Origin of the sequence: Candidatus Villigracilis vicinus (genome assembly GCF_016702885.1) — a bacterium.
In the GTDB taxonomy this organism is placed as follows: Bacteria; Chloroflexota; Anaerolineae; order Anaerolineales; family Villigracilaceae; genus Villigracilis; species Villigracilis vicinus.
Window position 1 is genome coordinate 1 of record NZ_JADJDD010000003.1, and the last position, 12,453, is coordinate 12,453.

15 protein-coding genes and 2 pseudogenes are annotated in these 12,453 nt (G+C 51.3%); 1 reads left to right on the forward strand and 16 read right to left on the reverse strand.

Translation table 11 applies throughout. The features are described 5' to 3' along the window. A partial coding sequence (locus IPG80_RS03375) for a hypothetical protein (protein ID WP_345102732.1) occupies positions 1-331 on the forward strand: 331 nt, incomplete at its 5' end. A 236-nt stretch (positions 332-567) separates the two neighbouring features. On the opposite strand, the gene IPG80_RS03380 is transcribed toward IPG80_RS03375, so the two are convergent. The 16 genes and pseudogenes from IPG80_RS03380 to mnmA all read right to left on the reverse strand — a co-directional run bounded on the left by IPG80_RS03380 (position 568) and on the right by mnmA (position 12,440). After that, positions 568-1,095 (reverse strand): hypothetical protein, encoded by a 528-nt coding sequence (locus IPG80_RS03380; RefSeq protein ID WP_345103250.1) that lies wholly within the window; start codon positions 1,093-1,095, stop codon positions 568-570. Further along, positions 1,032-1,778: a hypothetical protein gene (locus IPG80_RS03385; protein ID WP_345102734.1), complete on the reverse strand. Its 747-nt coding sequence runs from the start codon at positions 1,776-1,778 to the stop codon at positions 1,032-1,034. The genes IPG80_RS03380 and IPG80_RS03385 overlap by 64 nt, the downstream gene beginning before the upstream one ends. Before the next feature lie 148 nt (positions 1,779-1,926). Then, entirely contained in the window at positions 1,927-2,421 is a 495-nt protein-coding gene (locus tag IPG80_RS03390) for a hypothetical protein (protein ID WP_345102736.1), read from the reverse strand. A gap of 42 nt (positions 2,422-2,463) precedes the next feature. Beyond that, on the reverse strand, positions 2,464-2,730 hold the full coding sequence (locus IPG80_RS03395) for a hypothetical protein (RefSeq protein ID WP_345102738.1): 267 nt from the start codon (positions 2,728-2,730) through the stop codon (positions 2,464-2,466). Positions 2,731-2,776: 46 nt separating this feature from the next. Continuing rightward, positions 2,777-3,175, reverse strand: a complete 399-nt coding sequence (locus tag IPG80_RS03400) for a hypothetical protein (protein ID WP_345102740.1) — start codon at positions 3,173-3,175, stop codon at positions 2,777-2,779. After that, positions 3,172-3,429, reverse strand: a complete 258-nt coding sequence (locus tag IPG80_RS03405; RefSeq protein ID WP_345102742.1) for a hypothetical protein — start codon at positions 3,427-3,429, stop codon at positions 3,172-3,174. The genes IPG80_RS03400 and IPG80_RS03405 overlap by 4 nt, the downstream gene beginning before the upstream one ends. A 1-nt stretch (position 3,430) precedes the next feature. After that, complete coding sequence (locus tag IPG80_RS03410) at positions 3,431-4,006, reverse strand: prepilin peptidase (protein WP_345102744.1); 576 nt, start codon at positions 4,004-4,006, stop codon at positions 3,431-3,433. A gap of 219 nt (positions 4,007-4,225) precedes the next feature. Beyond that, the gene (locus IPG80_RS03415; protein WP_345102746.1) at positions 4,226-4,492 is read right to left on the reverse strand and encodes a hypothetical protein; all 267 of its coding nucleotides are present in this window, start codon (positions 4,490-4,492) and stop codon (positions 4,226-4,228) included. A 612-nt stretch (positions 4,493-5,104) separates the two neighbouring features. Beyond that, complete coding sequence (gene pilM / locus IPG80_RS03420) at positions 5,105-5,908, reverse strand: pilus assembly protein PilM (protein ID WP_345102748.1); 804 nt, start codon at positions 5,906-5,908, stop codon at positions 5,105-5,107. Beyond that, positions 5,905-6,234: a pilus assembly protein PilM gene (gene pilM, locus IPG80_RS03425; protein WP_345102750.1), complete on the reverse strand. Its 330-nt coding sequence runs from the start codon at positions 6,232-6,234 to the stop codon at positions 5,905-5,907. The genes pilM (IPG80_RS03420) and pilM (IPG80_RS03425) overlap by 4 nt, the downstream gene beginning before the upstream one ends. 11 nt (positions 6,235-6,245) lie before the next feature. Beyond that, positions 6,246-6,536, reverse strand: a pseudogene (locus IPG80_RS03430) (ribonuclease HI family protein); the annotation flags it as partial. Between the two features lie 244 nt (positions 6,537-6,780). Then, positions 6,781-7,092: a hypothetical protein gene (locus tag IPG80_RS03435; protein ID WP_345102752.1), complete on the reverse strand. Its 312-nt coding sequence runs from the start codon at positions 7,090-7,092 to the stop codon at positions 6,781-6,783. Positions 7,093-7,104: 12 nt separating this feature from the next. Then, on the reverse strand, positions 7,105-7,707 hold the full coding sequence (locus tag IPG80_RS03440; RefSeq protein WP_345102754.1) for a hypothetical protein: 603 nt from the start codon (positions 7,705-7,707) through the stop codon (positions 7,105-7,107). 242 nt (positions 7,708-7,949) lie between these two features. Then, complete coding sequence (locus tag IPG80_RS03445) at positions 7,950-8,798, reverse strand: DHH family phosphoesterase (protein ID WP_345102756.1); 849 nt, start codon at positions 8,796-8,798, stop codon at positions 7,950-7,952. Positions 8,799-9,108: 310 nt separating this feature from the next. Further along, positions 9,109-10,908 (reverse strand): annotated as a pseudogene (gene lepA, locus IPG80_RS03450) (translation elongation factor 4). Positions 10,909-11,648: 740 nt separating this feature from the next. Continuing rightward, entirely contained in the window at positions 11,649-12,440 is a 792-nt protein-coding gene (gene mnmA, locus IPG80_RS03455; RefSeq protein WP_345102758.1) for a tRNA 2-thiouridine(34) synthase MnmA, read from the reverse strand. Between the last annotated feature and the right edge of the window lie 13 nt (positions 12,441-12,453).

Here is a 12,453-nt window from a genome sequence, read left to right on the forward strand (position 1 = left end):
AAAATCAACAAGCATCTGCTGGCCGTTTTTACTCGTAAAGAAATCGTGTAGCGACCGAGCGACAACGGCACCGACGTCTGGGGAATTTTGCAGCTCGGTAAGTGAGGCGGAGGCAAGTGCCTCGATCGTGCCAAAAGTTGAAGCAAGAGTGAAGGCGGTTTGCGCTCCTAGCATGACGAATACCGAGGGCGACAATAAAATCATCAAGATTAATCTGCGTACGGCGCGCAATCTCTTCAATAAGCTTGGCGGCCGAGAGATCAGCAAAGCCTTCAACGGTCAACAGGTCATCTTTGGTAAGTCTAAAAATATCTGGGGCGGTTTTAACTAAACCAGACTCGAGAAGTTTCTCGACAATTTTGTCGCCCAAGCCGTCGATAGCAAAGGCGCGCGCAGCGTAGAGCACGCGCTCGCGTTCTTTAGCGTAACAATCGGTGTTGGTACAAACAAGCGCAACTTCACCTTCGACGCGCTCAACCGGTGAGCCGCAAACTGGGGAGACTTTTTTGGTAGCGCTACTGTGCCTGCTCCTTGCCGGTACGCAATTTAGTTACGACCGACATGATCTTAGGAATAATGTCGCCGGCTTTGGTGAGCACGACGGTATCGCCGACCCTGGAGCCGGGAGGCGCTCGATCCGTCGGCGTTGTGAAAGGTAGCGTGCGTGACCGTGGTGCCAGCGACGAAGACCGCTGTAACGTTCGCGACCGGCGTGAGCGCACCCGTACGGCCAACGAACCAATCAACTGATTCTACACGCGTTATCACCTCTTCTGGTGGGAACTTATAGGCAACGAGGCCGCGTGGTGTTTTTCCGACAACACCAAAGTCTTCAAAGGCTCGGTTGTCGTCAACGCGAACCACAATGCCATCAATCCAAAAATCTAACTTGTCGCGCTTTTTCTGGGTGGCATCAAAAAACTCTTGCACTTCTTGTAGCGATGAACAGTGTTGACCCGGGCTTAGCTTAAAGCCCCAGGCATTCAGGATTTGGGTACCGGCGGTTTGTGTTTTTTGACCAAGATCAGACTCTAAACGCCAACCAAAGAATGCGAGTGGGCGACTAGCGGCAATCGCTGGATCAAGCTGACGAATACTGCCGGCCGAAACATTGCGTGATTAGCAAACTCTTCTTCACAGCGCTTTCGACGCTCAGCATTCATCTTGGTGAAGGCTTTCTTTGGCATGTAGACCTCGCCTCGAATCTCAAGCCGACCCCGGCGATCAGTAGCGGCCTTAAGCACCTCTGACGATAGGCCGAAGTCCTCAGCGATCTTTTTCAAATCATCAGCGGATGGTGTACGCAATGATAGCGGCACCGATTCGATCGTTTTGACGTTCAAGGTGACATCCTCCCCCACTTGCCCGTCGCCACGGGTAGCAGCGCTTTGCAAAACGCCATCAACGTACACAAGCGAGACCGCTAAGCCATCGATCTTGTACATGGCGTAATACTTCGGAGCACGGTCGTCATTAAGTTTACGAAGGCGTTTCCCAGGCCTCAATCTCTGCTGACAAAAAACCTCCTCCATAGAGAGCATGAGGCTTTCGTGGGATTTTGGCAAACTCTCGAGCGGCTTACCGCCAACACGCTGAGTTGGCGAATCTGGGGTGATGAGATCTGGGAATTGCTGTTCAAGGGTGTAGAGCTCGTGCTTCAGCGAATCACTGACGCTTTCAGACACTTCAAGGGTATCGTTGACGTGATACTCATAGCGATAGTGGTCAATCAACTCCCTTAGTTTTGAGATACGTTCTTTTGCCTCGGCGCGGATCATATAGGGCGATTGTAGCAAAGGGAGTGGTGAGTAGGAAGTAGGCCTCGCCCGTGGCCGGGCTACGGCCGAGGGAGTATTAAAAAGCAAAAGAGCGCCTTGTTTCTACCCGAAGGTGAAACAAAGCGCTCACGTCACCTGAGCAACCGACCTACAGGTCGATATTGCAGATGAGGTTAAAATCACTCGAGCTCGGGCGCGTGCAGGCACCAGCGTCCGGGGTTGCGTTGATTGCGGTCGAGATGGAGTACGCACGGCCGCCGATCTCGAGGCTGCGCACATGCTCTCGGAAGCTCATGCGCACACCCTCCACCGTTGACTCCATGAGCCAGGTGTTGGCGTCCCAGACATTACCGTCCGAGTCGCTATCACACCAGCCCTGGAGGCAGTACTCGCCATCCACAAGCTTGATCTTGCCCTCGAGCTTGTCGGCGTCGTCCGGATCGCTCACCTCGAGGTCGAAAACCTCCTCGTCCTCGTAGTAGTCGTTGTGCGCGAGCCACACCTGCCACTCCTTGCCGTCGCACCAGCTCGCGTCCTTCTCGATGATGACCTCGATACGCTCGTCTACGTTCATCTTCACGAAGAAGATAGCGGCGGATATGACAAAGGTGAAGGCGACGAGGGCGGAGATGAACTTCTTCACGGGTACCTCCAAGCGGTAAAAAGAACGACAAACGCTTACATCCTAACCAAATATTATAACACAAAACAGCCTTTTGTCAACGGAAAAGGCTGTTTTATTGGCTATTAAAGCTACTTCCTCCCGGAGTTTTTGACGCAATTCCTCGATCTTTTTCTGATCACGACTTTTGGCGACTTCTGATTTGAGGCGGGCGGCGAAACGCCTGCGCTCCGCCTCTTCTGCCGTTAAGAGGCCGGCAAATTCCTCGCGCATCTCTTTTGGCAAGAGTGGTACAAGTTCAGCCCAATACTCTTTTTCAGCAGTTGCCATTTTACTGTGCGCTAAGAGGTGAGCTAATTCTTTAGGACTTGTCATATTAGGTAAAAGAACGCAGCAGGGATTGTACGGTTGGCTGTAAAGCCACCCTCATACTCACTTCATTAGCTGCCTGCTGCAGACGGTCATCAAGGCCACGCTTAACTGCCTGCTGGTACGCGCGCTCCAGTACGAATCCGGTACCTGGTACTGGCATCAGGTCTGAAACCATCGCCACCACGCGCTCACCGGCTTTCATTGGCTCAAGGCGTACGCCACCATCGACCTTGATACGCTGACCGGTAACGCCCTGCAGGAAATTCAACATTGGCACAAGACCAAGCGCCGCTTCAACCGCCTTTTCCCTGGAATCAAGATCAAGCGTGGCTAGCACCTTGTGCGACGACTCTGCGGCTCGCTCGGCTAACGACATGCGCCGCATGAGCTGCTCTTTGGTCATGCGCTCGCCCTCAGCCCAAAACGCTCAGCGACTTCACTATCAATCTCTTCAAAATCACCATCATATTCTTCAATGCCGTCATCACTTGCTGCGGGTAACTCTTCAACGAAGGCACCATGAAATTCGTTAGCCTCTGACTCATTCATGACATCAACGCGAGCTACGAGTTCTTCTGGAGCTTCTGGCATTTCTAAAAGCACCTCTTGATCTTCAACAAGAGGTGCCCCTCGCTCATTGTCGAGCGTTTTCTCCATACTACGTTAAGGCGTCAATGTAGAGGTTAACAATTGGCGCGCCCGCCAGCATACAGATAAGGATAGCGATCGCCATGAAGGTGCCAAACGGTACATGACTTGAGAGTTGACGGCGACCAGTAGCAATCAGGAAGATACCGACCAACGCTCCGAAAATGTAAGACAAAAGTAAGGCAGCAATGCCAACCCACGGACCAAGCAAGAAACCCATTAGGAGCCCCATGCGAATATCTCCCCCGCCAACCCATTGGCCGCGTGTCAGGAAGAACTGCATGGCAAAGAAGGAACCGATGAGTAAACCACCAAGCAGCACCTCAGCGGCCGGAATGCCGAGCAAGATGTTGGCTAGAAGTGCCACAAACATGGCGGGAATACTCAAGCGATCAGGAATAACGCTTGCTCGCCAATCAAACATGAAAATCAGAACGAGAAAGAAGCTCACGCTTGCGTCACGAGCAAACAACAGTACGGCCTCCGAGGCTTCAACCTCAACCGGAGCGCCAAAGAGCGTAAAAGCTCGCCAGGCAAAGAGCGCAATAAACCAGCCATGGCGACTTCCGTCAGGAGGTACTGCCATGGAATAACGGCCTACAATTACGGCAGCGACCCCGTAAACCGAGGTAGCCCACGATTGGTAAAGTATCGTGCCCATGCATAGGATGAGCGCATACTGAACACTTACGATTGGCGGTGAACGACAGCGTCTCTTTGGTGCGCATGATGCCGGGAGTTCGCAAAACCGCCAGCAAAAAGACCGAGAACTGCTGCTAGTGGAATGGCGATGCCTGGCAACATACTACTGTGTAAAGGCCTGACAAACGCCAGGGGTTATGCCATTTTCCGTAGCGCAGTTGACGCCCTTTGGCAGACCAAGCTGACGGTTGGCTTTTTCAAGTTCAAAAGTGATGCGGAATGATTCCCCATCAGAGGTGTAACAATAACCGTTGCGCACGCCGTCACATGAAGCTTTGCCAGACAGGCCGGAACTTGGTGGCGCTGGCACGAACTCAATGTATGGCACTTCATTCTCACCGCAGGGTGGATTGAAACCGCTCGCGTTCAAACAGATGGTACGTGCCTCACCAAGAGCGATCGGCGTAGTAACCACTGGATAGGTGCCGCGGTTAGCAAATGAGAATTCAAGCCCCATCTGGAGTTCACGCACGTGTGCTAAGCGCGTAACGTCTGCAAACGAGCTCGAGCTCCCATAACCGAGAGCCCTGAGACTAGCCCGATCGTGCCGATGAGTAACCCGACGATCAATACTTCCATCCTTTGCATATGCGGCTATTATACCCGACCTGGCTTTAACAGGTCTTTGGCAGCGTTAATTACATCCTTAGCAGTGATGTGAGCAGCCAGCAAAACGCTTTGAGCTCCAGCCTTTAGGGCGGCATCGATCTGTTCCCGCGACATCACTGGTGCGTAAACCAGATGTGAGTTTTCAAAAGCGTTGGCAGCGAACGTGCACGCTTAATGGTATCGGTAACACTAGAAACGCATTGTGAATCGACGACAATCACGGTAGGGCGAAAGCGGGCAGCCTTGCGTTCGATATCAAGAAAACTATCGCCACCCTGACTACGCCAACCTCAAGCGAAAAACGTTCCGCAAGAATATCGCGTAACCGACGGTCACATCGCTAAAAATATTCCCGGTTTTCCCGGAGGCATAGTTACGTTTTGTCCGTATCAAAGGCTCTCAAGGCTAAGCCAGCCGCCACTGCCATACGTGTTCCGACCTCGTCAAGAACACCACGCGCTTCAACCGGTGAAGCGATACGTGCCCAAGGATCACCAATGTACACATTCAAGCCCAGCTCACGCACGAAGTGGTCAACAAGACCTGGCAGTAGCGCCGAACCACCAGTGAGAATTACCTTTTCAACCGTTTTATTCTCATGGAACTCTTGATCGGCATAAAGCTGAATAGCGTACTTCATTTCATGAACGATCGGCTTTAAGGCTTCCTCGAGCGGTTTTGGTAAGCCGGCATCTTGGCGAAAGCCTAGATCACGCTTCATGCTCTCAGCTTCATCAAAGGCGGTATTCATGCCGCTCGCAAGCGCCTGAGTAATGGCAGCGCCACCAGAGCGGATGCCGCGTGACAAGTACGGCACGCCTTGGTCAACGATGGTGATATTTGTACGATGGGCGCCAATATCAACAATCATGATGCGCGACTTATCTTTACCAACAAGCGAACGTGTGACCGCAAAAACTTCAGTTTCTAAAGAGGTAAGCTCCAGCTTAGCTGCTTTAAAAGCCGCGACGTACTTAGTGACGAGGGTTTTAGGCGCACCGGTCACAAGCACCCGGATAAACTTACGATTACCGGAAGCCATTTCAAGATCAGCCTGAGCAGCTACGGACTTTTCATCTTTTGGTAAAAGATTTTTATCCAAAATCTGAGAATCTAAAATCATCCTCCAGTGGAAGTGGTAAGAACTACGAGCCTGCGCCTCAATGAGCGGCTTCAAATCCTCCTTAGCCGAGCGAGGACTGGGAGTGTGATAATAGCGTGCGACACCTCTGAGCCTGGCAAGGCGGCAACGGCTTTAGTAGCCCGAAAACGTCCGTCTTTATAAACAGAACGTAGAACCTCGACGGCCGCCTCCGGGTTTTCAATATATTGCGGCGCAATCGGTGACGGCGTCTTTTCATCCGAATAACCGTAGGTTGAAAGCCTTGGCCGACCCTTTTCTGGGGTTAATTCGACCATTTTGATACCGGAAGTGCCGATATCAACGCCAACCACGCCAACAAACTGCTCCTCTGCGTTTTTGTTACCACCAAAGAGACCCATAGATGGCTTAATTATAGCACGTGCGCATCAATTACCCTGTTCACGAGCGCATCAGCGGCCGCGTTCTCTGCCCGGCGAATGTGGGTAAAGGAAACAGAGCGGAAATGCGTTTTAAGATTATGGATTTTGAGGAAGAGTTTAGCGAGCTCTGGATTTTTCACACGATACTCCCCATTCAACTGTTTTACCGCCAGTTCTGAATCCATCTTGGCAACCACATCCGTGTAACCAAGTTCATGCGCTTTTTCTAAACCAACGACAATGCCAGTATATTCGGCAACGTTATTGGTGGCGTGATCAAAATACTGCGATGCCTCCCCACAAGAGTTAGTGCACCCTTAGCATCTTTCTCATATAAAACAGCGGCGCCAGCGGCTTTGCCTGGATTACCGCGTGCTCCCCCATCTGGAAAACATGAAGACCTCTTTTTCATAGATTAACCAGTTGTTCCAAAGCCTCCCCGATTTGATCCGTCCCAGTCTTTTGGCTCCATAAACGTAGCGCGCAATTGGAACGATGAGCCCTTGCGCGATACGATCATATTTCTCAATCGTGTATTGTTCGCTCTGAATTATGCACTGCAATGCGCAACTCATCCTCTCGACCACAATAGTCTTGATCGATAATGCCGACACTGTTTGCTAAACGAATACCTTTCTTGGCATTACTTGAACGCGAGGCGAGAATTAAGGCGTGGCCTTCCGGAACCCGCATGACAAGTCCGGTTGGTAAAAGTGTACGTTCCCCCGGAGCCAGGGTAGCCCCCTCAATGACTGTTAGATCAAAAGCGACAGCGCCGGTAGTTTTATACTCAGGCATTGGAACATCATCACGTAAACGACGAATTTCTATTTGCATAAGACGATTATTTTATCCGCGTCGAACATCAACAAGACGCAATTGTACTTCAGTGCGGCCATTCCAGATATTCTCACCAAGCTCATAAGCAACATCGAGCTCCTCACCAATTTTGAGTGATGAACCAAGGTCACCAAAGCCAAAACCGATCAGTTTAGCTTGCGAGCCGGATTTATCGCGAACCTGTAAACGCAGATGTGAACCACTCGCCCCCATCGGGACAGCGTCGATCACTTTAGCGCTGAGGGTGGCAAAGACTGGCTGACGGTTGCCTTCACCAAACGGTGCGCACGCTTGTACTTCTTTAGCGAGTCCGAGAGTAGCCTCGGCAAGCGCGAGTTCGCCATCAATGTTGAGCTTATCAACGACGCCGGCAGTGCCAAAGAAGTCAGCGGCATAGGTATTGATTTCATGGCGAAACTTCCCCACCTCTTCTTCACCCTTAAGGGTTAAGCCGCAGGCTTGGGGGTGACCACCGCGCTTCACGTACAAATTATGATCACAGGCATCCATAGCTTGCACTAAATGCAAACCGCCAACACTACGACCAGAACCGACCACATGATCGCCAAACACTTGTAAAAGCAAAGGCCGGCAAGCTGAAATCGTTAACAAGCCGACCTGCGATAAGGCCGACAATGCCCGGCAGCCAATCTTTATCGTAAACTACGAGTACTTGCGACGTTTTAGCGAGTTCAGCGGCTTGGATTTTTGCTACAGCGTAGGACGTCTGGAAAACCGCCTGGCGTTACGATTTAGCTTCTCTAACTTGAGCGCAGCAAGGCGAGCCGACGTATCATCTGTAGCCGCAAGCACATTAAAGGCGAGCGTTGCTGAGGCTAAACGACCCGCGGCATTTAAACGTGGACCAATGCGAAAGCCGATGCCTTGCGTATCAACGGTCGCAGGATCGGTGCCAGAGATATCCATGATCGCCCGCAAACCCGACGGCGGGTTTTGGCCAGTACCTTTAAACCAAAATATTCGAGGGCGCGATTCTCGCCCAGTAGCGGCATGACGTCGGTCACGGTTGCGACCGCGACAAGATCAAGTGACCACTTTTCAACGCCTTCAGGAAAGTTAGCGCCAAGTGTGCGCGCCTTCATAAATAAGGCGCTCGCAAACTTAAACGCGACGCCAGTTCCGCACAGCACCTTGTTTGGATACGACTCGCCAGGGGCGAGCGGGTGTAACACGATCGCGTCACTTGGATAATGTTCGCCCATCTGATGGTGATCGCAAACTACGGTATCCATGCCAAGCTCTTTAGCACGACAAAGCTCGAGGCCGTTGGCAATACCACAGTCAACGGTGATGAGTACCTTCACGCCTTCAGCGCCTAAGCGGTCGACCGTATGCATGGCTACGCCGTAACCATCCTGTTCGCGGTCTGGCAAGAAGACGTTCACCGCAAAAGGGTAATGTAAACGCTCAGCAATATCACGAAGTGCGGTGTAGAGAAGCGTTGAACCGGAAACGCCGTCAGCGTCATAGTCCCCGTGAATCACGATCGCTTCCCCATTTTTTAACGCAAAAAGGACGCGATCAACCGCCTGCTCCATGGCCGAAAAAACTGCTGGCGCATAGGTATCGCGCTCCCAATCCGGGTGTAAAAACACCTCGGCTTCTTGAACGCCGCGACTTTGCAAAAGATGCGCCACGATGTCTTGTGAGACTCGGGGCGCGATTGACCAGACTTTGGACACAGAAATCGCCTTAGTATTTAACGTATTGCTATGATTTTCCTAGAAATACGCCACAAATTCAAGACCCCAATCCTCACAAAGAGAAGCATACTAAAAGTGGGTGGTATTTTGTTAGGAGTCACTGGGGATGACTTTACTGTAGAAATAAAACACTCAGGACCAAGTTTTAGCCCTGAGTGTTTCAAACACAAGTGATTATGATCGCTTTTAGAAAGATGAGTAGGCAACCATGGAGATAATCATGGAGAACAAGATAAGCCCGGCCAGAACCGCCATCAGCCGCTTACGACGTTTTTCGTGCACGTTCATACTATCTCTTTAATACTTTTAGATAAGCCTCACCTGGAATATCAACCTTGCCAACACCCATGCTCATCATCTTCTTCTTACCTTTCTTCTGCTTTTCAAGAAGTTTCAGTTTACGGGTAGCGTCACCGCCGTATAAACCTGCGGTCACATCTTTACGTAGTGCACTGATCCGTTCACCGGCCACTACTTTACCACCAACCGTAGCCTGAAGTTTGATAACGAATTGCGTACGCGGAATGCTCTCTTGCAAAATCTCGAGTACACGTCGCCCAATGCGCTCCGCATCTTCTCGGTAGACCAAACTTGCAAAGGCATCTACGCGATCGTCGGCAACGGCGATATCAAGCTTCACAATATCAGCTTCACGGGTGAATACTCCTAAGTGAGTGACGCGTAACCGGCAGTGGCAACCTTTAGACGATCGTTAAAGTCCACAATGATGGCTTGAGAGTGGAATCTCGTAGTGCAACATGGCCCGACCTTCTGATAGGTACTCGGTATTCAGATACACGCCACGGCGCTCCTGACAAAGTGACATGACGTTACCGATGTAGTCAGCTGGTGTAATAATATCCACTTTTGCCCATGGCTCTTCAACGTGCTCAGTTAAGCCGGGATCCGGGAGATCAAGTGCGCCTTTAATAACATGATATTCTCCGGGCTTGTTGTTCATGAAGACACGGTAAGCAACGGATGGAGAGTAACAACAAGATCAAGATTGTATTCACGACTCAAGCGCTCCTTGAGAATTTCCAGGTGCAGCATGCCCAAGAATCCACAACGGAAACCGTAACCAAGCGCTGGTGAATGCTCAGGCTCATAGACAAGCGCAGCATCGTTCAACTTTAAACGATCCATCGCTTCACGAAGCTCTGGATATTCGTCGCCGGAGGCTGGAAGACGCCAGCAAAGACCATCGGGCGAACTTCACGGTAACCCTCAAGCGGCTGCACAACATTGCCGTCCACCGTAATGGTGTCGCCCACGCGACAGGCACGAATGTCTTTCAAGCCAGTAACAATGTAACCGATCTGACCGGTTTCTAAATATTCAAGCGGAGAAAACTTTGGCTTCAAAGCGCCGAGCTCTAAGATTTCGCCCTCAGCGTCCGTTGCGACCATGCGAATCTTGTCGCGCTTGTTGAACTTACCGTCGATAACGCGCACGTAGGCAACAACGCCTTTGTAATCATCGTAGGCGGAATCAAAAATGACAGCACGCGGAGCACCAGTAGCTTCACCAACCGGTGGTGGCACGCGTTCGATTACACGATCAAGTAGCGCTGGCACGCCCTCGCCAGTTTTTCCGGAGACCGCTAAGATGTCTTCTTCCGCAGCCAATAAGTTTCATGAGCTCAGCCTTACGGCGCGGCACATCAGCCGCTGGCAGATCGATCTTGTTTAAAACCGGGATGATCTCCAAATTCTCCTCCATTGCTAAATAGAGGTTAGCGACGGTTTGTGCCTGAACGCCCTGGGTTGAGTCGACAAGTAAAACAGCGCCATCAACAGCGGCGAGCGAACGCGATACTTCGTAGTTGAAGTCAATGCCCTGGAGTATCGATCAGGTTCAGCGTGTACTCCGTGCCATCTTTGGTCCATTTCATGAGCGCCGGGGCGAGCTTGATCGTGATACCGCGCTCCCGCTCAATATCCATGGAATCAAGGAGTTGATCCTTCATCTGGCGGCTTTCCACGGTTTTTGTTAACTCCAAAAGACGATCGGAAAGTGTGGATTTTCCGTGATCAATGTGAGCAATAATGCAGAAGTTGCGAATGCGCTCTTGGGGACCAGGGCCCAATATTATATTTTTCAGTGACGTCTACTCTAGTTCGGCTTCTGAAAACTGTGCGCAATTTTTTCGAGAAATCTATCCTGGATGACATCTCATCCTTATTACTCTTTGAACCAACCTCCGACTAGCTCGAGCACTCTGGGCAACGGAATTGTTGTTTGACGGCGAGAATGTCAAAGCGTTACAACGGCAATGCGCTTATTGCCGGCGAAAAGCGGGCGCCTTACTCATGCCGTAATAAAATTGCGGCTTGATGGGGGGTGGTAAAATCCGCCCGCCAATGATCGTCGAGGTTGTCTAATACGCGACGAGATCTGGCCACTGTCACTGGCTGGTAATCACCTTCGCTACCGTCTATCGAAAAATTTTACAGCTAGCTGGGAGTCCGTAGGATTTCTTCAAAGAATCTTTCCATGTCGATCATGGAGGGCGAGTGTTTTGGCGGTAGCGGCCGCGGGCCGTGATGCTTTGTTGAGGTTCGGGACGGAACGTTATAGTCGACGGTGGCAAAATTTTTCCCGGGAACACCTCGACCAGCAATCCTGATCCAATGGCTCTTCCCCACGTAAAAGCATGAGATTGCCAGGGGCGACGGCGCGCTGAGGGGGGGGGGGGGGGGGGCCGGCGGTCGGGGCGGCGTTGGGGGGTGGGAAGAGTGAAGAACAGTCGGCGGGGCGGCGTGCTGGCGGGAGTAGCGGTGAGTTCTGACTTGTAGAGAGCTGGATCTTCATCGCCAAGCGCCACAACTACCTCGTTTGTCTCTGGCTTGCGATCAACAACGTACAGCGGGTTCCGCCACCAATGCCTAAACCTTCACGCTGGCCGATCGTATAAAACTCAAAACCACGATGCTGACCGAGCACTTTACCATCCGTTGTCACGATATTGCCGTCGTGTGGCGCAATGCGTGCCTCAAGAAAATCTTGCATCTCGACTTTGCCAACGAAACAAATACCCTGACTATCTTTCTTATCCGCGACGACGAGCTTTGCCTCATGCGCGATTTCGCGAACCTTGGTTTTCTCTAAATCACCGATCGGAAAAAGTGAACGACGGATCTGATCCTGATTCAACTGACACAAAAAGTAGGTTTGATCCTTGTTTTGATCGAGGCCAGCTAAAAGATGCGCTACTCCCTGTTCATCAACGACTTTGCGAGCGTAGTGACCGGTGGCCACAAAATCACAACCAAGCTTATCTGCCTCTTTCATGAAGAGATCAAACTTCATGTACTTATTGCACAGTACGTCAGGGTTTGGCGTACGACCAGCTTTGTACTCAGCGATCATGTATTCGTAGACACGCTGTCGATACTCAGCTTCAAAATCAAAAGTGTGGAATGGGATACCGAGTTGATCAGCAACACGCATCGCATCACGTCGCTCGGTGCGCCAGGAACACTCCGGCCCATCGCTACCATCGCTCCAATTTTTCATGAAGCCACCAATCACCTCATACCCTGCCTGCAACAACAAAATCGCCGACACGCTGCTGTCGACGCCGCCACTTAGCCTGAGAAGAACGCGAGTGTTGCTCATAACGTGCTAGTAT

What these genes read in the sequence shown, in the direction of transcription:
- mnmA (WP_345102758.1), bottom strand. Translation starts at nt 12,440, where the DNA reads ATGAGCAACACTCGCGTTCTTCTCAGGCTAAGTGGCGGCGTCGACAGC.
- IPG80_RS03400 (WP_345102740.1), bottom strand. Translation starts at nt 3,175, where the DNA reads ATGACCAAAGAGCAGCTCATGCGGCGCATGTCGTTAGCCGAGCGAGCC.
- IPG80_RS03405 (WP_345102742.1), bottom strand. Translation starts at nt 3,429, where the DNA reads ATGGAGAAAACGCTCGACAATGAGCGAGGGGCACCTCTTGTTGAAGAT.
- pilM (WP_345102750.1), bottom strand. Translation starts at nt 6,234, where the DNA reads ATGGGTCTCTTTGGTGGTAACAAAAACGCAGAGGAGCAGTTTGTTGGC.
- IPG80_RS03410 (WP_345102744.1), bottom strand. Translation starts at nt 4,006, where the DNA reads ATGGCAGTACCTCCTGACGGAAGTCGCCATGGCTGGTTTATTGCGCTC.
- IPG80_RS03385 (WP_345102734.1), bottom strand. Translation starts at nt 1,778, where the DNA reads ATGATCCGCGCCGAGGCAAAAGAACGTATCTCAAAACTAAGGGAGTTG.
- IPG80_RS03395 (WP_345102738.1), bottom strand. Translation starts at nt 2,730, where the DNA reads ATGGCAACTGCTGAAAAAGAGTATTGGGCTGAACTTGTACCACTCTTG.
- IPG80_RS03435 (WP_345102752.1), bottom strand. Translation starts at nt 7,092, where the DNA reads ATGCAAATAGAAATTCGTCGTTTACGTGATGATGTTCCAATGCCTGAG.